The organism is Cryobacterium sp. Hz7 (genome assembly GCF_004402815.1).
GTDB lineage: Bacteria > Actinomycetota > Actinomycetes > Actinomycetales > Microbacteriaceae > Cryobacterium > Cryobacterium sandaracinum.
In genome coordinates, this window is record NZ_SOFB01000011.1 from 1 (window position 1) to 23,077 (window position 23,077).

At 62.6% G+C, this 23,077-nt stretch carries 19 protein-coding genes and 1 pseudogene; 14 read left to right on the top strand and 6 right to left on the bottom strand.

Features of this window, described 5'->3' with window-relative positions; translation table 11 throughout:
* Positions 1–439: 439 nt before the first annotated feature.
* Positions 440–751: pseudogene (locus tag E3N86_RS02035) on the bottom strand (NUDIX domain-containing protein); the annotation flags it as partial.
* A gap of 440 nt (positions 752–1,191) precedes the next feature.
* On the opposite strand from E3N86_RS02035, the gene E3N86_RS02040 reads away from it, so the two are divergent.
* From E3N86_RS02040 to E3N86_RS02050, 3 genes are all read left to right on the top strand, one after another.
* Positions 1,192–1,572, top strand: coding sequence for an STAS/SEC14 domain-containing protein (locus E3N86_RS02040; protein WP_369827978.1), 381 nt, complete (start codon positions 1,192–1,194; stop codon positions 1,570–1,572).
* A 318-nt stretch (positions 1,573–1,890) separates the two neighbouring features.
* On the top strand, positions 1,891–3,429 hold the full coding sequence (locus E3N86_RS02045) for a bifunctional diguanylate cyclase/phosphodiesterase (RefSeq protein ID WP_134511277.1): 1,539 nt from the start codon (positions 1,891–1,893) through the stop codon (positions 3,427–3,429).
* A 9-nt stretch (positions 3,430–3,438) separates the two neighbouring features.
* Positions 3,439–4,227 (top strand): class I SAM-dependent methyltransferase, encoded by a 789-nt coding sequence (locus E3N86_RS02050; protein ID WP_104101742.1) that lies wholly within the window; start codon positions 3,439–3,441, stop codon positions 4,225–4,227.
* Positions 4,228–4,861: 634 nt separating this feature from the next.
* Here the strand turns inward: E3N86_RS02050 and E3N86_RS02055 are convergent.
* Complete coding sequence (locus E3N86_RS02055; protein WP_134511236.1) at positions 4,862–5,428, bottom strand: GrpB family protein; 567 nt, start codon at positions 5,426–5,428, stop codon at positions 4,862–4,864.
* 74 nt (positions 5,429–5,502) lie between these two features.
* Positions 5,503–6,219: an ASCH domain-containing protein gene (locus E3N86_RS02060; protein WP_134341927.1), complete on the bottom strand. Its 717-nt coding sequence runs from the start codon at positions 6,217–6,219 to the stop codon at positions 5,503–5,505.
* A gap of 680 nt (positions 6,220–6,899) precedes the next feature.
* Between E3N86_RS02060 and E3N86_RS02065 the strand changes: the two genes are divergently transcribed.
* Positions 6,900–8,102, top strand: coding sequence for a CaiB/BaiF CoA-transferase family protein (locus tag E3N86_RS02065; protein ID WP_241985915.1), 1,203 nt, complete (start codon positions 6,900–6,902; stop codon positions 8,100–8,102).
* Here the strand turns inward: E3N86_RS02065 and E3N86_RS02070 are convergent.
* Positions 8,099–9,676 (bottom strand): PucR family transcriptional regulator, encoded by a 1,578-nt coding sequence (locus E3N86_RS02070; protein ID WP_134416672.1) that lies wholly within the window; start codon positions 9,674–9,676, stop codon positions 8,099–8,101. The two genes, E3N86_RS02065 and E3N86_RS02070, sit on opposite strands and share 4 nt — an antisense overlap.
* A 115-nt stretch (positions 9,677–9,791) precedes the next feature.
* Here E3N86_RS02070 and E3N86_RS02075 point away from each other — a divergent pair, with 115 nt between their 5' ends.
* The 9 genes from E3N86_RS02075 (at position 9,792) to E3N86_RS02115 (ending at position 19,232) form a co-directional block, all read left to right on the top strand.
* Positions 9,792–11,165 (top strand): aminotransferase class III-fold pyridoxal phosphate-dependent enzyme, encoded by a 1,374-nt coding sequence (locus E3N86_RS02075; RefSeq protein WP_134373399.1) that lies wholly within the window; start codon positions 9,792–9,794, stop codon positions 11,163–11,165.
* Positions 11,162–12,706, top strand: a complete 1,545-nt coding sequence (locus E3N86_RS02080; RefSeq protein ID WP_134511237.1) for an aldehyde dehydrogenase family protein — start codon at positions 11,162–11,164, stop codon at positions 12,704–12,706. Before E3N86_RS02075 ends, E3N86_RS02080 begins: the two co-directional genes overlap by 4 nt.
* Positions 12,707–12,736: 30 nt before the next feature.
* Positions 12,737–13,966, top strand: a complete 1,230-nt coding sequence (locus E3N86_RS02085) for an acyl-CoA dehydrogenase family protein (protein ID WP_134373403.1) — start codon at positions 12,737–12,739, stop codon at positions 13,964–13,966.
* Between the two features lie 101 nt (positions 13,967–14,067).
* Positions 14,068–14,346, top strand: a complete 279-nt coding sequence (locus E3N86_RS02090) for a cupin (RefSeq protein WP_134373405.1) — start codon at positions 14,068–14,070, stop codon at positions 14,344–14,346.
* Positions 14,347–14,431: 85 nt separating this feature from the next.
* Positions 14,432–14,860: a GNAT family N-acetyltransferase gene (locus E3N86_RS02095; RefSeq protein ID WP_134341934.1), complete on the top strand. Its 429-nt coding sequence runs from the start codon at positions 14,432–14,434 to the stop codon at positions 14,858–14,860.
* A 376-nt stretch (positions 14,861–15,236) separates the two neighbouring features.
* Positions 15,237–16,355 (top strand): extracellular solute-binding protein, encoded by a 1,119-nt coding sequence (locus E3N86_RS02100; RefSeq protein ID WP_134511238.1) that lies wholly within the window; start codon positions 15,237–15,239, stop codon positions 16,353–16,355.
* A complete protein-coding gene (locus tag E3N86_RS02105; protein WP_241973158.1) occupies positions 16,328–17,266 on the top strand; it encodes an ABC transporter permease in 939 nt (312 codons plus the stop codon). Before E3N86_RS02100 ends, E3N86_RS02105 begins: the two co-directional genes overlap by 28 nt.
* Positions 17,263–18,048 carry an ABC transporter permease gene (locus E3N86_RS02110; protein ID WP_134341936.1) on the top strand — a complete coding sequence of 262 codons (786 nt, stop codon included), beginning with the start codon at positions 17,263–17,265 and terminating at the stop codon, positions 18,046–18,048. The genes E3N86_RS02105 and E3N86_RS02110 overlap by 4 nt, the downstream gene beginning before the upstream one ends.
* Positions 18,045–19,232, top strand: coding sequence for an ABC transporter ATP-binding protein (locus E3N86_RS02115; RefSeq protein ID WP_134373409.1), 1,188 nt, complete (start codon positions 18,045–18,047; stop codon positions 19,230–19,232). Before E3N86_RS02110 ends, E3N86_RS02115 begins: the two co-directional genes overlap by 4 nt.
* Positions 19,233–19,295: 63 nt before the next feature.
* Here the strand turns inward: E3N86_RS02115 and E3N86_RS02120 are convergent, their stop codons facing one another.
* Together E3N86_RS02120 and E3N86_RS02125 are read right to left on the bottom strand one after the other, a co-directional pair.
* On the bottom strand, positions 19,296–20,603 hold the full coding sequence (locus tag E3N86_RS02120) for an NAD(P)/FAD-dependent oxidoreductase (RefSeq protein WP_241985916.1): 1,308 nt from the start codon (positions 20,601–20,603) through the stop codon (positions 19,296–19,298).
* Positions 20,600–21,841, bottom strand: a complete 1,242-nt coding sequence (locus E3N86_RS02125) for an NAD(P)/FAD-dependent oxidoreductase (protein ID WP_134511239.1) — start codon at positions 21,839–21,841, stop codon at positions 20,600–20,602. Before E3N86_RS02125 ends, E3N86_RS02120 begins: the two co-directional genes overlap by 4 nt.
* 154 nt (positions 21,842–21,995) lie before the next feature.
* On the opposite strand from E3N86_RS02125, the gene E3N86_RS02130 reads away from it, so the two are divergent.
* Positions 21,996–22,988 carry an Lrp/AsnC family transcriptional regulator gene (locus tag E3N86_RS02130; protein ID WP_134341939.1) on the top strand — a complete coding sequence of 331 codons (993 nt, stop codon included), beginning with the start codon at positions 21,996–21,998 and terminating at the stop codon, positions 22,986–22,988.
* Positions 22,989–23,077: the final 89 nt, after the last annotated feature.

Consider the following 23,077-nt stretch of genomic DNA (forward strand, 5'->3'; position numbering starts at 1 on the left):
CCTTTGTGAGTTCTTTGATCGGTACTCACTGACCATCCCACGGTGGCTCTTCACGTTGACGAAGCAACACTCAAGAGCGGGAAACCACACCACTCACGGGGACGTAACCTTACATCGGCGGTGAGGGCCTGCAGAATGGGCGCGCCTAACCCGCGGCCCCGAGCGTTCGCGGATAGCCGCAGGTCGAACAAGGGTGCGTCGTCGAGGAGGTCTTCGAGGATCACGAGGCCTACGCGCCCTTCGGATTCTGATTGGACCCAGAAGCTCGCGTGATCGGGGCCGCCAAATGCTCCCTCGGAGGTCTTTCGCTCGAGATCCGTGCGGGACGGTCTGGCGTTCACGTGGAAGGGGAACTCGTTAGACATCATGAACTGCATCAGTGCAGCGTGGTCAGCTGGCAGGTCGAGCGCGGTAAACGTGATGTCTAGGCTGCTGTCTCCTAGGTGATCGCGTGAGGGGGTACCGTTTGGGCTGAATCGAGCCCGTTCAAGCTGGGCCCGATGTCGTCAATGACTCGATCTATCCATTCGAACCGATCGAGCTGTTTGATCTGGAGGGGAAAGAACCAGCCGACAGCGGTCAACTCTTCCGTTTCGAGGACTGGCCGTTCCTCGGCAAGGCGGCAGAGGTAGGCGGTCGTGACGTAGCTCACGACGTCACCGTTCGGATACTCGTTCGTCGAGTCGACGCCACCATAGCTATCGACCACGGCGACAATGTCGACCTCGAGACCGAGCTCCTCCTTGACTTCCCTGCGTAAAGCGGATCCGCATCACCGACGACTCCTCCGGTGCCGGCGTAACCTTCGATTCTGCAACTGGCCTCGTGACCAACAACTGACCCGCGATAAACAAAAGCGAACCTTGGGGAGCAGCCCGGGGCCACTCCGCCCACAGTTACGTCGGGAGACAGGCCCCAGCTTTTTGCCGTGTAGGAGCTCCGGATGTCCCGTGAGAGGTCGGTCAGTCGTAATTCGTTCATGGCCGCTGTGAGATCAGTAACCTGCATACCTGATCGGTATTGGACCCGGCATTTGGATACTCGCGCTAATACATTGCATCCTCCGTGCCTGCAGAGGCAAGAACCGCTCTCAGCCTGCAACCCACCGTCCTCGTGACGGGAGAAATCGATGAACCCGAGTACCTTTGAGGAGCGGCTGAATGGTTCGGCGGCGTGCTCGGGGGAGGACACGTGGTGGTGGATCCGGTCGCTGCAAACGAGGCAAAGCTCAGCATTGAAATGAGTGATAGCGGGCTTCTCCATCTGCGCTGGCTGCCCGGGGTCCACGTTCAGGTCGAGGACGCTCGGGCCGCGATGGCGAAAGTCAACGAGGTCTGCCAGCAGGAAGAGCATCCCATGCTCGTCGATATGGCAGCGGTCGGTTCGGTTAGCCGTGAGGCCAGGGCTGTTTGGTCCATTCCCTGCAGCGCCTCACGCATTGCTCTATTAGGTGAATCGCCTGTAGATCGGGTCCTGGCGAACTTCTTCCTCGGTGTGCACGTCCCGCCTTGTCCGACTCGTTTTTTTACATCGCGCAGCGAGGCCTTGGACTGGCTTAGTGCCCGTGCATGAGCGCCGGGAAGTGCTGCCTGCCGCGATGAGGGCCACACCGGGCGTCTGTCCTTTGAGCGGGGAACCGGCGGTGGCGGTGCCCGACACGTTCCGGCCAACCGGCAGGGTTACTGACCGCCCGTCGGGCTGGCCGGCGCCTTCGGGTGGGTACTCCTCTTGGTGGAGTATCGATAGTGGGCCCACATCGGAGGTCGCTGGTGACCGCAGGATTCAGCGCGTGACAGATCGATTCAGGGCGACCCCGGGGCAGTTGCCAGTTCTTCGGCCGGGGTCTGCAAAGGGCCAGACTTCCCGTCGTGGATTGCACCTTTGGACGATATGAGCTCGGGAAAGGCCGCTGAGGACCCGCGCCTGCAGCAGTTGGTGGAGGGCATTGTCCGGTTGGCTGCCGGTGAGCTAGACACACGCATGAAAACTTCGGAACGTAGGGATGACATCGATGCTGTCATCACGGGTGTCAACCTGCTCGCGGAGGAACTTGACCATATTTACTCGGATCTGGAACGGCGGGTTGCCGACCGTACGGCCATGTTGGGGCGAGCGCAGGCTGAGCTGGAGCAGATGGCCAAGACGGATGCCTTAACAGGCCTTGCGAATAGGACCCTGCTCAACGAGCGGATCCAGGAGGCAATCCTGGCCAGTGCGGACAGCGGGAAAGCCCCGGCCGTGCTGGTGCTGGATCTGGATTCTTTCAAGGCCATAAATGACACTCTGGGCCATGGTGCCGGTGACGCCGTGCTGGTCGAGGTTGCCAAGCGTCTCCGGTCCGCCGTCAGGGCCGCCGATACAGTGGCCCGTCTGGGTGGGGATGAATTTGCCATCGTCATCACCGAGGCCACGGAAGAGGAGATCCTGCAAATTGCGCACCGGGCATCCGAGCAACTGCAGGACAGCGTGCGTGTCGGAACCGAAACGGTCTGGGCAATGGCCAGCATCGGGGTTTGCATCGGCACGCCGGGGTATCCGGCCGAGGCGCTGATGCGCGATGCTGACATCGCCATGTATCAGGCGAAGGAGCAGGGTCGCAACAACGTCCAGCTCTTCCACCCCGATATGCTCGACGCTGTCCGGGAACGCTCGCGCACAACCGCCGAACTACGCAGCGCTGTTGCCGGCGGCGAACTGGCACTGCGGTACCAGCCGGTGGTCGAATTGGCCTCCGGCAGGGTCATAGGCATCGAAGCCCTCCTTCGGTGGCATCATCCCGTGCGCGGAATTATTATGCCGGACAGCTTCATCCGCATCGCGGAAGAGACCGGCCTGATCCTAGAGCTGGGGCGGTGGGTGCTGCATGAAGGAGTCGCCCAGATGAGACGCTGGAGCGAAACCGCACCTGACCTGACGGACTTCCGTCTGCACATCAATCTTTCCGCCGCCGAACTGCTTCGCAGTGATCTGCTGGAGGATATCAGGGATACGCTGGACCGGAATCACGTGGCTCCGCGGCGTTTGGTTTTGGAGATCACCGAGACCGTGTTGATGTCTAGGGGAACGGCGGAAGAACAGGTCTTCAGCGGGCTGCGGGACATGGGCGTGGGGCTGCAAATTGACGACTTCGGTACCGGCTATTCGTCCATCAGCTATCTCCGGTCGCTTCCCGCGGACACGGTGAAGGTCGACCAATCCCTGATTCAGGACATGGGCTCGGACCAGCAGCAGCTGAAATTCATTGCTGCCATTCTTCAGCTGATTTCCTCTGCGGGACTGAAAGCGATCGTGGAAGGCATCGAAACCGCCGAGCAGGCGATCCAGTTGCAGGCCATGGGTTGCCTTTACGGGCAAGGCTATTACTACAGCTACCCGCTGCCGCCCGCGAAGGTACTGGATCAGCTCCGGAGCCTCGCGCAGCGTCGGTAGAGTTAGGGCATGTCAAAGCTTTGGGAACAGATGCTGCTTGTCCCAACAGTAGTACGCCTCACTTCCCGGGTACCGAGAGATCCGGCGGCCGCGTGGGATGGGTATTGGCGCGGAATCCACACCACCGGCCGTTCCGGAGACGTGCTGTGGGACTCCGGATCCCGGACCGAGCATGCGCAGTACTCCGACGCCGTCGTAGCCCACTTTGATCCGGCTCTTCCGGTGATTGACGTCGGGTGTGGTAACGGGACCTACACCCGCTGGCTTGCTGGTCTTTTTCCAAGCGTGCTCGGCATCGATGTTTCAACCGGCGCGGTCGAGTTGGCGAGGAGGGAAGCTGAAGGCGTCCAGAACGCCGACTTCATGGTCATGGATGCTGCGGGAGTAGGAGCGGGAGAGCACCTGTTGGAGCGGATGGGGCCTGCCAACGTTTTTGTCCGCGGAGTCTTCCACGTCCTGAAACCCGACAAACAGTCCAGCTTAGCTGCCAACCTGCGAACCGTCATCGGGCGCAGCGGCCGGGTGTTCCTCGCCGAAACCAACTTCCAAGGAAACAGCCTCGCCTACCTGCAGCAGCTGGGTGCCACGCCGCGAAGCATACCCCGGCAGTTGCAGAGCGCCCTGGAAAACCTGCCCCGCCCCGGGCGTTTCGGCGCCCAGGAACGGCACAGCACATTTTCGGATTCGGACTGGCAGTTGATCGCGGACGGGCCGGTGAACATCGAAGTGGTCCCGATGAAATCCACCGGTCTTTCGCAGCAGATTCCGGGATATTTCGCTCTTCTGGCCGGCAAATAAATCCAGCGAACATCCGCCCTGAGCGTCAAACGGCGGACTTGCTCTGAGGTACTGGCCCTGACACGTAGGAACAGCCCTTTCTCCGAACCCCGCTCACGTCGAGGGTCTCTCGCGTTACGTGGTGAAATGAAACCGCCAACGGACGCGGGCGACAAGACCCACCGATCGTCAGTCCGGGTTCTGGTCGACGCTGGCGGTCGGAGTCAGGTCGACTAAACTCACCGGCTCTACTTTTGCATGGGTCACGTCCGCCGGCGGCGCGACCGGAGAGTTCCGAAGCGAATCGCGGTCCGCCTCGCCATAGCCAACGATCTCGACTGTGACGGAGTCAAAGGTAAAGCTCAGTGCCCGCAGGGGGGTTCTGCGACGTGATGTAGAACGACCCTGGCCACGCGAGGCCACCGATCGGCGGCCCATCAGGATCGGGGTTAGCGAGAGTGACGCCAAACTCGGCGGCTAAGTCACGGCCGACATGGAACGGGAGCCCGACAGCATCCGGCACAGTCACGCGAGCCGCCAACAGCTCAGTCATAGCAACAAGCTACTCGCCGCCCGCCATGAAAACACCCCGCACCAGATCCGCGACCGTTGCATCGGTGGAACCGTCGCCGGGACGTGGTTCCGTGGGGACGGTTCAGCTGGTGGGCTGTCCTGCTCGCCAGTTGCGTGCATGGGTCAGTATCTGCTGGATGACTGCACTCTTGGCATCGGCGTAGTGGTTCATATCGCTCCATGTGTTCTCCGCGAACGTCCGCTTCGTGGATTCGTAGAGTGCACGGTCTGCAGCGCTGACCCGGAGCCAGTCGCGGAGGTCGAGGTAGTCGATTTGCTCAGCGAACTTTGCCGGAAGAACGTGCACGTGGAAGTCCAGCTCCGCCGTGCGGAGCATCCGGTGGCCGTATTCTCGGACACGGAGCCGCAACCCGATGGATTCCATTGGCACAAGGTAGGACTCCTCGTCGTCAATGTTGGCCACGACAAGCAGCATGTCGATCACCGGTTTCGCAGCCAGTCCAGGGACTGAGGTCGAACCGATGTGTTCGACCGACAGCGCAGCTGGGCCCAGGGAGTCCTGGATCTTTTGAGCCATGGAAGCTGCTTTTGAGGGCCATGTGTCGTCGTGATCGACGATGACGATCGCACGTTGCTCACGACCACCGATCAGGATGGTGTCGAATTCCGTGTCTCTTGCCTGGTCCATCCAGCGAGTCTGGCACGACAGACTCGGCCGTCCAGGCCAGACGGAAGTCCCTCAGCAGCGGAACCGTGACCGCGTCAAGCAGTCACCAGGTGAAACGTCGCTACGTCCACGACATCGTGGCCTTCGAGGTCCGGGTAGTGCGTGCGCAGTGCTCCGCGAAGAGCGTCAGCGTCGGGGAGGTCTTCCTGGCGAGCGTCGTCGTTGCTCAGGTGATCGAAGCGGCGTGATTCGATGCTCTCGATCTTGGCGTTGAGCCGCCGAATGGTGTCTCCGTCGTCGAATACAAGCACTGCCGATCCAGTCTGGATGGGATCGTGGTGGCGGATCGTGATTGTCTTCTGACCCGAAGCAATGCTGTCGTAGTAGCGAGGGTTGAAGTAGACGATTCTGGGGCCGAATGCGGGCTCCGGTGCCGAGTAGCTGCGGGGTAGTAGATCGCGAAGGGGTTCCGCGGTCACGTCGCCACCGGGGAGGGGCAGGATGACTGCCACATCGGGGTGAAGGTCGAGCAAGACCTGTCGGCACCGTCCGCACGGAGCGAGCACACCACGGTCACGGTCACCGACCGCGACGATGGTGACGAGGGGGCCAGCGAGGGCCTGCGCGGCGGCTGCAATGACGACGAGTTCGGCGCATGGCCCACCCGTGAAGTGAAAAACGTTCACGCCCGTGTGGACATTGCCCTGGGTATCCATGGCCGCCGAGGCGACCGTGTGCGTGTCATCGTCTGGCAGTGATCGCACTATCGCTTCGGCGGCAGTCACGAGACGACGTTCGTTGTTTTCCAGCACGGGCCCAGTCTCGCATCGACACCGGCCCCCGACTCGCTCTGCGGACTCAAACGAGCTTCCGAATTGGGAACCCTGAGGGCGTACGGCAGTCGTTACGGTTCCGATCCAGTGCCCGTATGGCCGTCCAAGGCTCTGCTAGCTTGGCCTCGACTCTCTGGGCCGGCCGGCAGGTGGGAACCGGTCCCTCAGGGATTAGGTCAGCACCTGTTTGAAGAGCGCTGGGTACTCATCATCAGCTAGGTCCAAAGACGTCGCCTCGTCCGAACTGAACCAGCCGAAAGCGTCGTGTTCATCGGGCGCCGTATTGACGGTGTCGCCGTCCCACCCGTTGACCCTTCACGCCTCCAGGAGGACGTCCGCTATTCGACGCGTTGGCAAAGCGTTATCCACGGTGTCACGGACGTGCCCGGTGTTCCGGTCTGGTGCGGCGGGGTGCTCGAACCGGGCATCGGCCTGGCAACAAATATCGCCCTTGTACTGGCCGGCGTCGCGGCATCCATCACCCAAATCGGGTTCCACCGCGTGGCGGTCTTTGAACCGGGCATCCGTGCATCGGATGTCCGCAGGCCTGGGTGCAGACATGTCCAGACTCTGGATGATCCGTCCAATGAAACAGCTCTGACTCGCCACTAGATTCGAGGAAACCCGAACATCATCTGAACCGAGTCAACGGAGCACGAGTGCAGAATCAGTTCGAAGACAGCCGGAGTCCAACCTCGAAGCCGCTCGCCGGGATCCTGGTCGCGGACTTCTCCCGGGTACTGGCCGGTCCGCTGGCCACCGTGACGCTGGCCGACCTGGGAGCACGGGTGGTCAAGGTGGAGAGGCCGGGCAGCGGTGACGACACCCGCAGCTGGGGTCCGCCGTTCTCCGCCACGGGGGCCACCTATTTCGAGAGCGTGAACCGCAACAAGGAATCCCTCTGCCTCGACCTCACCGACGACGCCGACCTCGCCGTCGCGCGCGCTCTCGCCCTCAGGGCCGACGTGGTGGTCGAGAACTTCAAGCCAGGCGGGATGGACCGGCTCGGCCTGGGCTATGAGAGCCTCAAGGCAGAGAACCCCGGCCTCATCTACGCCTCGATCACCGGTTTCGGCAGCGGCGGTGGGGCCGACCTGCTCGGTTACGACTTCATGGTCCAGGCGCTGGGCGGGCTGATGAGCGTCACGGGGGACGAGAGTGGCCCGATGAAAGCGGGCGTCGCTCTCGTAGATGTGCTCACCGCGAAAGACACGACCATCGGCGTGCTCGCCGCCCTGACGGCCCGAGCGAGCACCGGCCTCGGTGCCCGGCTGGAAATGAACCTGCTGTCGAGCCTGCAGGGGGCGCTCGCCAACCAGGCGCAGGCGTACCTCGGCGCGGGCGTGGTTCCCGGAAGAATGGGCAACCGGCATCCGTCGATCGTGCCGTACCAGCTGCTTGCCTGCGCGGACGGACCACTGGCCGTGGCCTGCGGTAACGACGCCCAGTTCGCCAAGCTCGCCCGGGTGCTCGGCGACGAGCGACTCGCAACCGACCCGCGGTTCTCGACCAACTCGGCCCGTGTGCACCACCGTGAGGAACTCGTGCTCCTCCTGGAAGCGCGCCTCGCGGAGGCTCCGGCGCTGTCTTGGCAGAACCGGCTCACGGATGCCGGCGTACCGGCCGGGCAGGTTGCCACCATCGCCGAGGGCATCGAGCTCGCCGAATCACTGGGCCTGGAGCCGACGATCGAGGTGCAGGACGCCTCGGGTGCCACCATGGGCCGCCAGATTCGGCACCCCGTCAGCTGGACGCCGCCGCTGGCCCCGCGCACGAGCGCGCCGCCGGCCCTCGGCGAGCACAACGACTCCATTCGCACCTGGCTCACCGGCGCTGCGGTTCTCGTCGCACCCCGGGGCTAAGCAGGCTGAACCGGCTGCGTGGTGACGCCGCGCAGCGCCAGCCACAGGTTCGCCGCCACATCGGGATCGTCGAGGTCAGCGTCGATCAGTCGGGAGGCGATCTCGATCCGGTGCCGCAGCGAATTGCGGTGCAGCTGCAGATCCCGAGCGGTCGTCTCCCACTGGCCGCGATGGCGCAGGTAGCAGCGCACGGTATCCACGAGATCCGCCCTGGTGTAGCCCTTGAGCGCTTCGACCCAGGAATCGGCCAGCGGGTCGAGAACGTTCTCCATCTGTACCAGTTGTCCCGGCGCTGCCCGCCGGCAGGCCCGGCCCACCTCAACCACGATGCCAGAGACCTGGGACGGCAGCACCGGACCGCTCATCGCGGCCCCTAGTCGGTCGGGAGCGACACCCGGCAGTCGCCTCGGCACAGGCGCCGGATGCTCCAGTTTCACCGTCTTGGCCGATGCAGCTGCGCCGCCAGCGACGTCTGGAGCGACGTGCGGCACGTCCAGGACCACGTAACTGAGTCCGTCGAAGATACACCGCAGGCTCGAGCGCCGGATGCTTTGCCGCAGCTCCGCGGCATCCTCCCGCGTCGCCATCGCGGCTACCGCATCGGCGAGCTCCTCGGTAGAGAGTAGGTCCACCTGCTCGCCGGTGACGGCCAGGACCCGCACCCGGTCCGTCACCGGGGGCAGTCCCAACTCCGCCGCAGCAAGGCGCGCGGCGTCGACGTAGCCGTGCAGGAGCAGGGTAGTGGCGGTTCCGCCCAGGATCGCGTTGGCCCGGCGCATTTCCCAGTCCTGCTGCGCCGTGATCGACAGCAGCATGCAGCCGGTCAGCATGAGCTGCCGGTCCGCGGGGCGGAGCGCCCGCCCGGCTCCGACCGCCAGGAACCCGGCGGTTCGCCGGCCAGACACGATGGAGTACTCGACGACATCCGTTCCCAGCAGCGGGAAGGTCGCTGCGGCGTGCGTGCCGGCCAGGTTCAGCCGGGCCGTCTCCTCTCGGAGCTTCGGCAGCACCCGGCTCTCGGTCGTTGGCCAGAGGGACTCCGGCGTGCCGTCGGCCGGCAGGTACGCGGCCCAGCCGCCCAGCGCTTCGGCCAGGACCTTCACCACGGATGCTGCCGCTCCCGGCCGCGTGGCGGCGCGCGCGAGCGAGGTCTGCAGCCCCAGGTTCGCTGCAAAATCGGCCTGTTCGGTGCGGCCCACGATGTCCCAGTACGCCCGGGAAACCTGCAGGAAGGGGGTTCCGTCCGGAACGATCAGCAGCGCCAGCCCCGCCTCGCGGCACGCGGCGGCGAGGTGCGGCGGAACGTGGTCGGTGCCCGCGCCGAGGCCCAGCCCGAGGGCTGACACCCCGTGGTCGACGAGCCGCCGCACGTATCGGCGTACATGCTCGTCGGTTCCGGCCAACGGGATTCCCGTGGTCAGCAGTAGTTCGCCGCCGCCCAGGTACGGAGTCGGGTCGGTCAGCTCGGAGATGTGGACTCCCGTGAGGTCGCGGCGGGTCGGTCGCCCGCCACCGTCTGACTGGAGGTCGCTGCCGAGCTGATCCTGCAGTTGGGTGAGGCTGATCGTCACCATGGGGTTCCTTTTCGACTCTGAAAGGCCAATATCTTGGATATTCTAGCCACGCCGCCCGGCCTTCTTAGACGTTTTATACGATGTCAAGCGGCGTGGCCTGCCCTACCTTTAGTCGATGGACACAGCGACCGTTCCCCAGACCCGACTCCTCCGGACGGCTATCCCGGGCCCTCGGTCCAATGCGCTGCAGGCCGAGCGGATGCGACAGGTCTCCAGCGGGTTCGGGACCGCGCTGCCGGTGTTCATCGAACGGGCCGAGGGCGGCATCCTGCAGGACGTCGACGGCAACCGCATCATCGACTTCGCCTCGGGTATCGCGGTCACCAGCGTCGGAGCCGCCAATCCGCTCGTGCAGGCGCGCGTCAGCGCGCAGCTTGCCCGCTTCACGCATACCTGTTTCATGGTCACCGAGTACGAGTCGTTCACGGCGGTCTGCGCCTGGCTGAACGCCCACACGCCCGGCGACTTCGAGAAGCGCACGGCGCTGTTCTCCACTGGTTCCGAGGCTGTGGAGAACGCCATCAAGATCGCCCGGGCCGCAACCGGCCGGGCCAGGGTCTTGGTCTTCGACGACGCCTATCACGGCCGGTCCCTGCTGACTATGGCCATGACCGCCAAGGAGAAGCCCTACAAGATCACTTTTGGGCCGTTCCCCACCGAGATCGTGCGTGCGCCGATGGCGGCTCCGCTGCGATGGCCGAGCGGCGCGGAGAACGCCACCGCCGAGGCGGTCGCCGGGGTCGAGGCTGTTCTGGCCGAGCACGGTCCCGAGACCTTCGCCGCCATGGTGATCGAGCCCATCCAGGGCGAGGGCGGCTTCATCGTGCCGGCTCCCGGTTTCCTGGCCGGGCTCCGCGACATCGCGGCCCGGCACGGGATCGTGTTCGTGCTCGACGAGGTGCAGGCCGGCATGGGCCGCACCGGCACGATGTTCGCCAGCGAGCACGAGGGCGTTGCCGCGGACCTCCTTGTCACGGGCAAAGCGCTCGGCGGAGGACTGCCTCTGACAGCCGTGACCGGCCGCGTCGAACTGATGAACGCCGTGCACACCGGGGGACTCGGCGGCACCTACGCCGGCAATCCGCTGGCCTGCGCGGCCGCGCTCGGCGTCTTCGAGGCGTTCGAGAACGGCGACCTGCTCGCCGGGGCACTGCGAATCGAGAGCACGGCCCGCCGCTTCCTGGAGCCGCTCGTGGCGGAGGATTCCCCCATCGTCGACTTCCGTGGCCGCGGCGCCATGCTCGCAATCGAATTCGCCGACTCCGGGACCCTCGAACCACGCCCCGAGCTCGCCGCCGCCGTTGCCGCCCGCTGTCACCAACAGGGGGTGCTCGTGCTCGTCTGCGGCACATACGGCAACGTCATCCGTCTGCTGCCCCCGCTCGTTATTGAACAGGATCTACTCGAAGACGGGCTCGCCGTGCTCCGGACAGCCGTCGAGACCATCTATGCCGAATCGACCGTCGGCGCTGCGGCGGTGCACGCGTGACCGAAACATTCGCACCGGCCGTCGACTCGGCCGTTGACCCGAGCTACGACCCCCGCACGGGCGCGCAGCACGGAAGCGTCTCTCACACTGCCCCGGAGCAGGTCGCCGAGATCCTGCGGCGGGCGCAGGGCGCGGCATCCCAGCTCGCCGACACCAGCCCCGCGACCCGGCAGGGCTGGCTGACCACGATTGCGGAATCCCTCCGAACCCACGAAGACGAACTCGTTCAGCTCGCCGGAGAGGAGACCGGCCTCGGCGCGGACCGGCTGCGCGGTGAACTCGCCAAGTGCGCCACCAGCACCGATTTCTACGGCGCGGTCGCGGCCGAGGGCAGCTACCTGGGTGCCAGCACCGAAGTCATCGGCGGCGACTCCACGCTGTCCCGCTGGAACATCCCCCTCGGCCCGGTCGCGGTGTTCGGGGCGAGTAACTTCCCGTTCGGGTTCGGCGTGATCGGCCACGACGTGGCGTCTGCGCTCGGCGCCGGCTGCCCCGTCATCGTCAAGGCTCACCCGGCCCACCCGCGACTCAGCGTGCGACTGGCGGAGCTGGTCTCCAACGCGCTCAACCGGGCCGGTGCCCCGGCAGGCAGCTACGCGCTCGTCGTCGGCTTCGACGCGGGCCTCCAGCTCGTCGACGCCTCCGAGGTCACGGCGGTAGCGTTCACCGGCAGTCAGGGCGGCGGGATGGCTCTCGTGCAGCGCGCCGCCGCGCGCGGCGTGCCGGTCTTTGCCGAAATGGGAACCGTGAACCCGGTCTTCGTCACGACGGATGCCGCGGCCGACACCGCGGGGATCGCAGCTGGCTTTGTCGGCTCCTTCACCCTCGGTGCCGGCCAGTTCTGCACCAAACCCGGGCTGCTCTTCGCCCCCGCGGGAGCCGGAATCTTCGAGGAAGTGCTGGCCCGGCTGTCGCAGGCCCCGCGGGCCCCGCTGCTGACCGCCGGCATCGCGTGCGGCTATCGGGCCGGTGTGGCGCAACTCATCGAGGCCGCCGATGTCGCGGGAAACGTCACGCCGACGGTCGTCACCGGGGAAACGCCGACCGACCCCGCTGACGGCTACGTGGCCGCCCCGCAGGCCGTCCTGGTGCGGCTGGAGGACCTTCACCCCGGCTCACGCCTGCTGGGAGAGTGCTTCGGCCCGGTCGCTCTCGTCTGCGAATACGAGGATACCGGGGCTGCACTGGATGCTCTGATGCGCCTGCAGCCAAGCCTGGTCGCATCTGTCTTCACCAGCGGCCCGGGCGACCCGGAGTCGGCGGAGGTCGTGCGGCGGCTGCTTGGGCAGGTGGGCCGGGTCGCGCTGAATGCGTGGCCGACCGGAGTGGCCACCAGCTGGTCCATGCAGCACGGCGGGCCGTGGCCGGCCACGTCCCGGTCCGACGCGACGAGCGTTGGAGCGGGCGCGCTGGGCCGATTCGTGCGACCGGTCGCGGTGCAGAATGCCGAACCCGCGCACCTTTCGGATGCCCTCCACCCTGACAACCCCTGGCGAGTTCCTCGGCGCATCGACGGGCGACTGACGCTCCCCACCCTCTGACTTCCGGTTCAACCTAACGAAAGCGAAACCATGACTGACCTCGCATCCCGCATCGGCCTGACCTTGACAACAGCTCCCTCCGGTGTCGTTGCCTCGCCTCTGATCGACACCTCGGATCTCATCGACATCGAGTCCCTGCTCACCGCCGAGGAGGTCAAGCTGCGCGATTCGGTTCGGGCCTTCGTTGATTCCACCATCAGGCCCAACATCGCCGGCTGGTACGAGAACGGGGTCTTCCCTCTCGAAATCGTGCCCCAGATGGCGAAGCTCGGCCTGCTAGGAATGCACCTGAAGGGTTACGGCTGCCCGGGCCGTAGCAGTGTCGAGTACGGTCTGGCCGCCCTGGAGCTCGAGGCCGGGGACTCGGGCCTCCGAACCTTCGTGAGTGTGCAGGGGTCCCTCGCCATGAGCGCCATCCACAAGCACGGCTCGGAAGAGCAGAAGAACGAGTGGCTGCCGAAGATGGCGGCCGGCGAGGCGATCGGATGCTTCGGGCTGACCGAGCCGAACTCGGGCTCCGACCCCAGCAGCATGACCACGTTCGCCCGCCGCGATGGAGACGACTGGGTGATCACCGGCACGAAGCGGTGGATCGGGCTCGCCGCCGTCGCCCAGGTCGCCGTGATCTGGGCGATGACCGACGACGGGGTGCGCGGCTTCGTCGTGCCCACCGAGACCGCCGGCTTCGCGGCCACGGTGATCGGACCGAAACTCTCCATGCGGGCGTCCATCCAGTGCGAGATCGACCTGGACAACGTGCGCCTGCCTGCCTCGGCGATGCTGCCGAAGGCCAAGGGGCTGAGCGGCCCGTTCTCCTGCCTGAATGAGGCACGGTACGGCATCATCTGGGGTGTCATGGGCGCGGCGCGCGACAGCTACCTCACCGCCCTGGCTTACGCCGGTGAGCGGATGCAGTTCGACAAGCCTCTGTCCGGCTACCAGCTGACCCAGCAGAAGCTCGTCGACATGGCGCTGGAGATCAACAAGGGCACGCTGCTCGCCCTGCACCTGGGCCGTCTCAAGGACGCCGGAACGCTTAAGCCGCACCAGATCTCCATCGGCAAGCTCAACAACACCCGTGAGGCGATCGCCATCTGCCGTGAGGCCCGCACAGTGCTCGGCGGCAACGGCATCACTCTGGATTACTCGCCGCTGCGCCACGCGAACAACCTCGAGAGCGTGCGCACCTACGAGGGCACCGATGAGGTTCACACGCTGATCGTCGGCAACCACATCACCGGAGTCGCCGCCTTCCGCTGACCCCGGTCCACCGTCCCGAGCTTGCACCGGGGTCATCTCGTGGCCAGTGATCAGCGCGGCCGGGAACGTCCCATGACACGACGAAGAACAGGTGAGCGATCATGGCAACCGCTGAAACGCAGATCGACAATGGGATCTTCAGGGTCACGAAGTGGACCATCGAGCCGAATGACGCCATTCCTATGCACGTGCACGAGTTCGAGTACGTGGTGGTGCCGCTCGTCAACGACAGCATGCGAGTGCTGAACTCCGACGGCTCGGAGATCGTGGCGGAGATTCGGCTCGGGGAGAGCTACACACGCCCGGCCGGCGCTGAGCACACAGTAATCAATCGTGGGGCCAACACGATCGAGTTCGTCGAGATAGAGAAGCTCCTTTAGCCGGCATCCAACCATGGATGTGCATAATCACGTGCTATCGGGCGATTGCCGGGGCGCAGTCCGCCCAAGACCGATTGGATGGGGAATGGATTCGTACTATCGGTTCTCAGCCGACGTCGCTGAGATAGACCGTGACCAGGTGCATCGCTGGATCAGCGAGCTGTCCTATTGGGCGCCAGGGCGGTCACGTGCCAGGCAGGACGCAGCCATAGACGGCTCACGAAACTTCGGTATCTACCACACCGAATCAAACAAGCAAGTCGCCTACGCCCGGGTCATCACGGATGGAGTGACTTTTGCATGGCTTTGCGACGTATTCGTCGACCCCGAGGTTCGAGGCCGCGGCATAGGCGGTGCTCTCATCGATGGAGTCTTGGAAGAGTGTGAACCACTTGGTCTGCGACGAATAGCTCTCTCGACAAACGATGCGCACGGCTTGTATTCCAGGTTAGGGTTCACGGCTTTGGATATCCCCGAGTCGTGGATGGAACGAATCGGGGACCCCACAGCTTGAGCACCAGCAGACCCGAATTGCGGCGGACGGTGGCTTGTTCCGAGTCAGTTTGGGTGCTCGGCCCATACTCGCGCCCATACTTCGGTCCAGGCGAGCGTTTTCCGGGTGCCAGCGGGAGGTGACCGCGTCTCTCGGCGAGTTCGGAAGTGCGCACATTTCGTCCTGATGCACGGGAGGAATTGTAAAATTGAGGGTTACTAAGTGCGTATTTTCGTTTTTTTCGCCGGCAAAGTTGGCTGATATTGGTAAATTGTTCGCACTTCCGGACCGGTATTGCTACGTTGGGGCCAACCGATTCCACGGGCTGGCCATGCACCGGGTGCGTGTCTACGGGTCTCACGGGATTTCACAACGGAGTGAAAGAAGAAGGATCACCATGCGAAACCAGAAACTGAAGCGGCAACTGAGCACAATCGCGTTGGGGGGAGTGGCGACTTTGATCATGGCTGGCTGCGCGGGAGGTAACGCAGCTGAACCCGTGGCAGATCGAGACCTTGGCACTCCGGTGGCAGGAGTCGTCCCCGAGGGCATTTTTGATGGTGTCACGCTCACCTACGCGGCTTCTGGCGGTATTTTCCAGGATGGTCAACGCGACGCAGCGTGGGATCCTTTCGCAAAAATCTCAGGTTCGAAATTTTTGCAGGACGCATTCGACGCCGGCAAACTCAAGGCCATGGTTGACAGCGGAAACGTGACCTGGGACATCACAAACGCGACGCAGTTCGACACCGCCCGTGGCTGTGGAACGCTGTACGAAGAGTATGACTACTCGCAGGTGGACATCTCGAAGGTTCCCGAGGGGACGATCACAGACAAATGCATGGTGCCGAATATTCTCTATGGTCTGGTCGTCGCTTACAATACTGATGCGTTCGGCGACAACCCTCCAACCAGTGCTGCCGATTTCTTCGATACCGACAAGTTCCCGGGCAAGCGTACGGTCAGCCAATCCCCGTATGTCGACCCCCAGACGGTGGAGTTCGCCCTGGCGGCGGACGGCGAAGATATCAACAACGTGCAGGTCGCCGACATCGCGACCGCCTTTGACAAGTACCGTGCCCTCGGTGACAACGTCATCGGCTGGACCTCCGGCGCTCAGGCACAGCAGCAGCTTGAATCGGGCGAAGCTGTCATGGGGCTGGTGTGGTCAGGCCGCGGATACGGTGCAGCGGCGGCCGGCGCGCCGGTTGCTCCTATGTGGGACGAGTGGATGATCATGGTCGATTCGACTGCCATTCCCAAGGGTGTCAAGGATCCGCAGGCGGCCTTCGCCGCCGTGAACTTCTACCTCGGCGCAGAACAGCAGGCACGCATGACGGAGCTGACCTCCTATGGGCCGGTGAATGTCGACGCGGAGCCAAAGGTTGATGCGACGTTGAAGACGTGGCTCACCACAGAGCATCTCAAGACCGGGCACGCTCCGAACATTGACTTCTGGGTGGAGAACTACGATGCCCTGTCGGCCGCATGGGCCAGCTGGGTTACCGGCAGCTGACCGGCATGGCTGTTCTATCCATCCGCGGCCGGGGCAATCGCTCCGTTGACGGCGGTGACACGAGCAGGACGATTCGAGAGCCAAAGAATTGGCGCCCGTTTCTGCTGCTGCTACCAGCCTTTGCAGTCGTCTCGTTCTTCTTTCTCGCGCCACTCATTGATGTCTTCATCCGGAGCATCAGCGATCCAACGCTGGGAATCCAGAATTACGTGTGGCTGTTCACCACTCCGACCAACATGGTGGTCGCGTTTCGCACATTCGGAACCTCGCTCGTTGTTACGCTCGTCTGCTTGCTCATCGCTTACCCTTACGCGTATCTGATGACGATTGTGAGTGATCGCACTCGCAATATGTTGCAGCTCTTCATCATGCTGCCCCTATGGACCAGCATCTTGGTGCGCACACTCGCGTGGATGGTTCTCCTGCAAGACACCGGCCCCATCAACGGGCTTCTTGAGACGTTGTTCGGGATCGGTCCACTGCCGCTGATTCGAAGCACTTTTGGCGTCGCTCTCGGCATGTCCCAAGTGCTACTGCCGTTCATGGTGCTGCCCCTTTATTCCGCGCTTGCCAAGATCGACAAGCGGTTGCTACCCGCTGCGGCGAACCTTGGGGCGAGACCCGTCACGGCATTCTTCACGGTTTACTTGCCGCTTTCTCGACCAGGGATATTTGCGGGTTCGGTAACGGTTTTCATTCTGGGACTCGGGTTTTACATCATCCCCGCGCTATTGGGTTCGTCGAAGGAAATCATGATGTCTGCACTCATGTACCAGCAGATCAGTGGCTTCCTCATGTGGGGCCACGGCACCGCCCTTGGAATCTTCATGCTCACAACGACCATCGTGGTGCTTGCGCTCCTGAGCCGCGTGTCTAAGGGTGCGAATCTGTTTGTGGGGCGGGCCAAATGACAATGAAACGCGCACTGGGTGCCCTGGCGGTTCTCATCGTTCTCTGGTTACTCCTTCCCACCCTGGTGATCATTCCTATGTCGTTCAACGCGGCGGCGTCGTTCAATTTTCCACCCCAGGGTTTCTCCTTGCAGTGGTACGAGAACTTCTTAACCGACCCATCATGGTTGCGCGCCTTGGGCTCATCGCTGCAGGTGGCCCTCATCACCACGGTTGTCGCGACGTCGCTTGGGATCATGGCGGCAATCGGGCTGTCCAAGGTCAAATTCCGCGGAAAGGCGTTGCTGGAAAGTTACTTCCTCACTCCGCTCATCGTCCCCGGCATTGTGATCGCCATTGGGCTTTACTCGCTTTTCCTGCGCTTCAACCTCCTCGGCACCCTTCCCGGGTTTGTGCTGGCGCACACCGTGGTTGCGCTGCCACTGGTCATTCTCAATGTGACGGCTTCGCTCCAAGGTGTAGATCCTCGCTTGGAGCAGGCGTCAGCCACGTTGGGGGCTGGCCGTCTACGCACCTTTTTCAGCATCACCCTCCCGCTCATCATGCCCGGGGTGACGGCGGGAGCGTTGTTCGCCTTCGTCACGTCCTTCGATGAGATTATTCTGTCGCTCTTCATCCAGAGTCCGCAGTTGCAGACACTGCCGGTGAAAATCTACAACAGCGTGACTCAGGCGAGTGATCCAACTGTCGCTGCCGTCGCCGTCGTGGCGATGTTCACGTCAGTGCTTGTGATGCTCACCGCACAATTTGCTACCCGCAAGAGAAAGCGAGTTTCGGCATGAGTCCGGAAAGTACCACTGCCGCACGAGACCAAAACGAACGTGAACTCCGGCAATTGCACCTCAATACTGAGGTCATTGGCGTGATCAACGACGCGGGCATCAGCCTTCGCGATGTGACAAAGCGCTACGGCAGTAAAGCTGTCGTTGATGCGATCAACCTCGTCGTAGAGCCGGGGGAGTTCATGACGTTTCTCGGCCCATCGGGGTCCGGGAAGACGACGACTCTCAACATGATCGCTGGCTTCGTCACTGCAACGGAGGGGTTGCTTCACATTTACGGCAAGCCTGTTGCCAAGATGCCTCCCCACAAACGAGACATCGGCATGGTGTTTCAGAATTACGCCCTTTTCCCGCACAAGACCGTCTTCGAGAATATTGCCTACCCCCTGGACCGGCGCAAGATTGCGAAATCAGCGCAAAAGGCGATGGTCGCGGGTGCTCTCGATATGGTGCGCATGGGGGAATTCGGCGATCGATATCCGGCGGAACTCTCGGGTGGTCAACAACAGCGAGTGGCTCTCGCTCGCTCGCTCGTTTACAAGCCACGCGTGCTGCTCATGGATGAGCCGCTCGGTGCCCTCGACAAGAAATTGCGCGAATGGCTGCAGAAGGAGATCAAACGAATCCACCGCGAGGTTGGATCAACATTTGTCTACGTGACGCATGACCAAGAAGAGGCTTTGTCTCTTTCTGACCGAATCGCAGTATTCAACAACGGGAAGATAGAACAGGTCGGCAGTCCGACAGAACTTTATCAAAGGCCTGAGACCCTTTTTGTTGGGCGCTTTCTCGGTGAATCTACGGTGTTGTCCGGCCGGGCGGTCGATTCCGTCGGCGGAATGACCACCCTGGATATTTCCGGACATGAAGTCCGTGTTCCCGGCCACAGGAGTTCAGCTTCGCTAGCGATTCTCATTCGTCCCGAGAACATAACGCTTCAGGATGAAGGCACCGTTCCGGAGTCGTCGCAGGTGAACTCGCTGCCAGTGATCGTGCTGGACGCAAACTATTTGGGTGCAGCCTGGCGTTGCGAGGTGCAACTTCCGGATGGCAGCACCGGCACTGTTCGTGAGGCGCACTCCGCTGTTGTGCGGGAGCCGGGTACTCGTGCGTCGATGAGCTGGAACGTCGATTCCGGGGTGCTGCTTGAAGACACCGGTGATGCAGGAGTGTCACTGACCTAGTCTCTGGTCAGAGAGTGAGTGATTGTGGAGCTGTCGGGCCGCACCAGATCAGGCCCGATGGCTTCATTTCGCGAGCAACGTCGAAACGAGGCGGGCCTCTCTAAGCCCGCTCTCTATCGCGCCGTCGATGAACCCGCCCCAGAGATCGGCGGTGTCGCATCCAGCGAAGTGGAGCACGCCATCCGCCAGCTGCAATTTTGAAAGGTCGCGAGTGAGCTGTCCTGGCCGGTGGGTCATCCACGTATTCTTCGACAAGGGATCCTTCATCCAGTCATGCGCAGCAACGTCGATCACTTCAAGGTCATCACGCCACACTCCCACGGCCGCCTGGACCTGTTCGATGCTGTTCACGTCAATGGCTGTGTGATCCGGCCCGAAGCCAACCAGAATCGAATGGTCTTCCTCGATGAACTCGCTCTTGAGCACCGAGATCGGGTGGTGCTGAGACGCGTAAGCGAAGAACCGTGGCAGACGACCGCGCACCTTTATCCACACCTTGATTCCCTGTGATGCCACGCGCTCGCGGTTGGCGCGCCTCCAAACTTCGGGGAGTGGGGGCGTGATGGTGATCGTATCGACGGCGTTGATGGGCAGGGTCATAATCACTCGCTGCGCCCGCAGCTGTCGACCGTCGGAGAGAGTGACGGTGGCCCCGTGCGCATTGTGCTTGATGGCCGTGACTGTCGAGCTGAGTTGGATGTCGCCGCCGATGTCCGCGGCGATTGCTGCCGTGAAGGACGACATGCCTCCCGCTACTCGATAGGTCGACGAGGCCTCGTGCATGAGAGGCCAGTGGCCGCCGGCCGCGCTCGCCCAGCGTAGAGCGCTGGCGAGACCGACCTCGTGCAGTGGTGCGTTCACGTGTCCGACCCACACAGATTCGTTCGCGTAGCGGGCCTCATCGTCCAGGAGTATTTCGTCTAGGCGCTGCTGTAGTGACTGGTCATCCCGTTCGGTGATTCCGCCGACTGTTGGATCTACCGCTCGCGGAATGGCAGTGAGCGCATCCTCAACTACCTGACGTTGCCCTTCATGGATGAGAGCTATGAAGTCTTCGAGTGTGCCTTGTCTTGGTGCGCCTCCTGCACCGAGCCAGTAGGCGTCTTCGGCGATCGGGCTGCGATCGATTTTCCGACCATACCGAGTCATTTCCGCCCACACGTGGGGTTGTACCCAGTGCACCCAGGTGCCGCCCAGTTCCAGGTCGTGCCCTAAAGCATGCTCGGTCCACGTGCGACCGCCAACTCGGTCGCGAGCCTCGAGCACGATCACTCTGTGACCACTGTTCCCGAGTTCTCGTGCGGCCACGAGTCCGGCGAATCCGGCGCCGATGACGATCACGTCTGCTGCATCCACCAGGCCGGCATTCACAGATCTTGAGTTTCATTTGCGACGGCCAAGATCGCTCTGGCTGCTCGAAAACCGGACACGACCGCCCCGTTCAGGGACTGTTGGAGGCCGGTGTGCTCGCCAGCAATTGCAACGAGCCCTGCCGCGCTGTCAAATGCGGTCGTGTCCTCTGGCCTCCATTCGAGGGACGGCGCTGAGTAGGACCCTAGTGTCCACTCGTCGTTTGTCCAGTCGGTCAGCAGCACATCCCCGTCGATGTCCAGTTCAGGGCGCATTTTTTTCAGTTCGGCAACCCAGCGTTGGGGCCCGTTCGCCGTATCGAGTGACTTCAGTGTGCGGGATCCGCCAGCGAAGCACGAGAGCGCCGGCACACGATTTTCCCCATCGACCGACATGGAGCGCCACGACCACCACGCATGATCAGCGCTCTGGAGTGCTGTGTCGTCATCGACAGCAGACAGAGGAACGCCGAGCTTTGCTGCCGTTCCCATCGAACGGTGGTCAAGCGCAGCTCGCTGGGTAGCAGGGAGCGTGAACCCGAGGTTGAGCGTGCGCAGGATTGGGAGTGGCACTGCGAGCACTGCAGCGTCCCCATCGACTGTGCTGCCGTCGCGGAGGTTCACCTGAATACCCGAACTCGACTGGTCTATCGCGGTTATGGGGAACTCCAGCCTTATGGCCGGGCCAAGCGAGCGGGCGAGTTCACTGGCGAGCGACTGGTTGCCCCTGAGGAATCGGCCGCCGTCCTCTATGTAACCTCCGTCGGCCGAGGACTCATGCATCAGGGCAGCTTCTGCGCTGATTAGTTCAGGATCACCGGCAAGCGATGTTGCTATTCGCCGATACGCCGGGTGGCCGTGAAAACCTGAGCCAATCGTCTCCTTGAATACGGTGTCTACCGAGATCTTGGTCACGCCATCTGCGAGCATCCGCTCTAGCGTGCGGATGAGACGACCACTTACTGCATTCAGCTCGCTGAGGCTCAAGTGTGAACCGTTGACGGTTCGCCGTGCGTACCGCACATTGTGAGTGAGAATCGGAACCTCAACCTCCGCTGACAAACGACGAATAGCAGATTCTGTGGGAAAGATGTACTCCCCACCGCGCTCAGTGACCTGACCGTTGCCGAGTGTCTCTGACCACGTGCGCCCACCGACCCTGTTGCGAGCCTCAAGAACAACAGGGTCATGACCGAGTTGTCTCAGCTTCCATGCGGCCGTCAGGCCCGCGAGGCCTGCGCCAACAATAATGACCTTCACGGTTCCCCCTCAGAGTCCGCACGGGGCGCGGTTGTTGACCTGAGCGACGACCAGCCCCATTGTTGATGCTATTCAGGCCTTAATTCCAGATATTATGGACAAAGACTATCCAGAATCGGAGAATATTCATACAGTTTCCCAACAATCAGGGTGAATGCGCACGGATTTGTATTTTCGTGGTGCAGGAGTCCCTGGACCTGATCTTGAGACGAGGCGAAAAGTGCCGGGCAGCTTAGGGTTCTCAATTGAAGAGGATCGCGTCATTGACTACCTTCGTCGTGATGGGCGTGCGTCTTACTCATCCATTGCAGAGGCGCTCGAGCTCACCAGGAATCGTGTTTCTGAAATCGTGAAATCAGTGGTCGACAGCGGTCAGCTGCGATTCACGGCGAGCGTCAATCCGCGCATGTTTGGCTTTCAAGTCGAGGGTCACCTTCACATTGTTCTCCGTGGTGACGCAAGTGCTCTTTACGAAGAAATGGTCGGGTCATCACTGACGACTTACGTCTCTACAACGACCGGCGATGCGGGGCTGTGCGTTCAGGTGCGATGTCGCTTCGAGACAGAACTGGTCGAGTTACTTGCTGCGATCAGAGAACACGTCGAGGTGCTTTCGATCCAGGTGCACCGTTATGAAAGCATCGTCCATAATATTTACGCACCCACGTTGCAGGCAGAGGATGAGTCCTATCTCGACGAGCTTGATATGCGCCTGATAGAAACGCTCGAACGAGATGGTCGCGCTCCCGTGCGGGTGCTTGCCGAGGCGCTCGGTCTGCCTGAAAGCTCCGCACGTCACCGGATGACGAGGCTCATCGATGGCGAAATAATCCGTGTGGTCGCAGTGCCGAAGCGGGATTTTGGCCGCGCACACACGATCGCACTCGGTCTGGGCGTGCGACACCAGGGAGCGAGCGGCACTTGTGTAGAAGTCCTGAGCAGACTGGGTGCAGAGTTCATTGCCACGACGACGGGTGATTTCGGCATCATCGCCACAGCAGTTTTCAATACTCTGCGGGAGGCGAACGACTTCGTGGAGACGCTTCGACGCGAGCCACGGGTCGTAGGGCTTTCAACGTGGGTCCACTTGCAGATCCAGAAAGAGGATTACAGCGTCGCTGAGTATCGAGACACCCGGCAACGGTGACCGCTGCCGGGCATGCCAGCCGGTACGGACGGCAGCTTTTCCGAGGCTGGCCAGGTTGTTGCTTCTAATCTGGGCATCATTCGATTCGC

Coding starts and splice junctions, on each gene's coding strand:
- E3N86_RS02045 (WP_134511277.1), top strand. CDS start 1,891: ATGAGCTCGGGAAAGGCCGCTGAGGACCCGCGCCTGCAGCAGTTGGTG.
- E3N86_RS02050 (WP_104101742.1), top strand. CDS start 3,439: ATGTCAAAGCTTTGGGAACAGATGCTGCTTGTCCCAACAGTAGTACGC.
- E3N86_RS02055 (WP_134511236.1), bottom strand. CDS start 5,428: ATGGACCAGGCAAGAGACACGGAATTCGACACCATCCTGATCGGTGGT.
- E3N86_RS02070 (WP_134416672.1), bottom strand. CDS start 9,676: ATGGTGACGATCAGCCTCACCCAACTGCAGGATCAGCTCGGCAGCGAC.
- E3N86_RS02075 (WP_134373399.1), top strand. CDS start 9,792: ATGGACACAGCGACCGTTCCCCAGACCCGACTCCTCCGGACGGCTATC.
- E3N86_RS02085 (WP_134373403.1), top strand. CDS start 12,737: ATGACTGACCTCGCATCCCGCATCGGCCTGACCTTGACAACAGCTCCC.
- E3N86_RS02090 (WP_134373405.1), top strand. CDS start 14,068: ATGGCAACCGCTGAAACGCAGATCGACAATGGGATCTTCAGGGTCACG.
- E3N86_RS02095 (WP_134341934.1), top strand. CDS start 14,432: ATGGATTCGTACTATCGGTTCTCAGCCGACGTCGCTGAGATAGACCGT.
- E3N86_RS02100 (WP_134511238.1), top strand. CDS start 15,237: ATGCGAAACCAGAAACTGAAGCGGCAACTGAGCACAATCGCGTTGGGG.
- E3N86_RS02105 (WP_241973158.1), top strand. CDS start 16,328: ATGGGCCAGCTGGGTTACCGGCAGCTGACCGGCATGGCTGTTCTATCC.
- E3N86_RS02110 (WP_134341936.1), top strand. CDS start 17,263: ATGACAATGAAACGCGCACTGGGTGCCCTGGCGGTTCTCATCGTTCTC.
- E3N86_RS02115 (WP_134373409.1), top strand. CDS start 18,045: ATGAGTCCGGAAAGTACCACTGCCGCACGAGACCAAAACGAACGTGAA.
- E3N86_RS02130 (WP_134341939.1), top strand. CDS start 21,996: ATGCGCACGGATTTGTATTTTCGTGGTGCAGGAGTCCCTGGACCTGAT.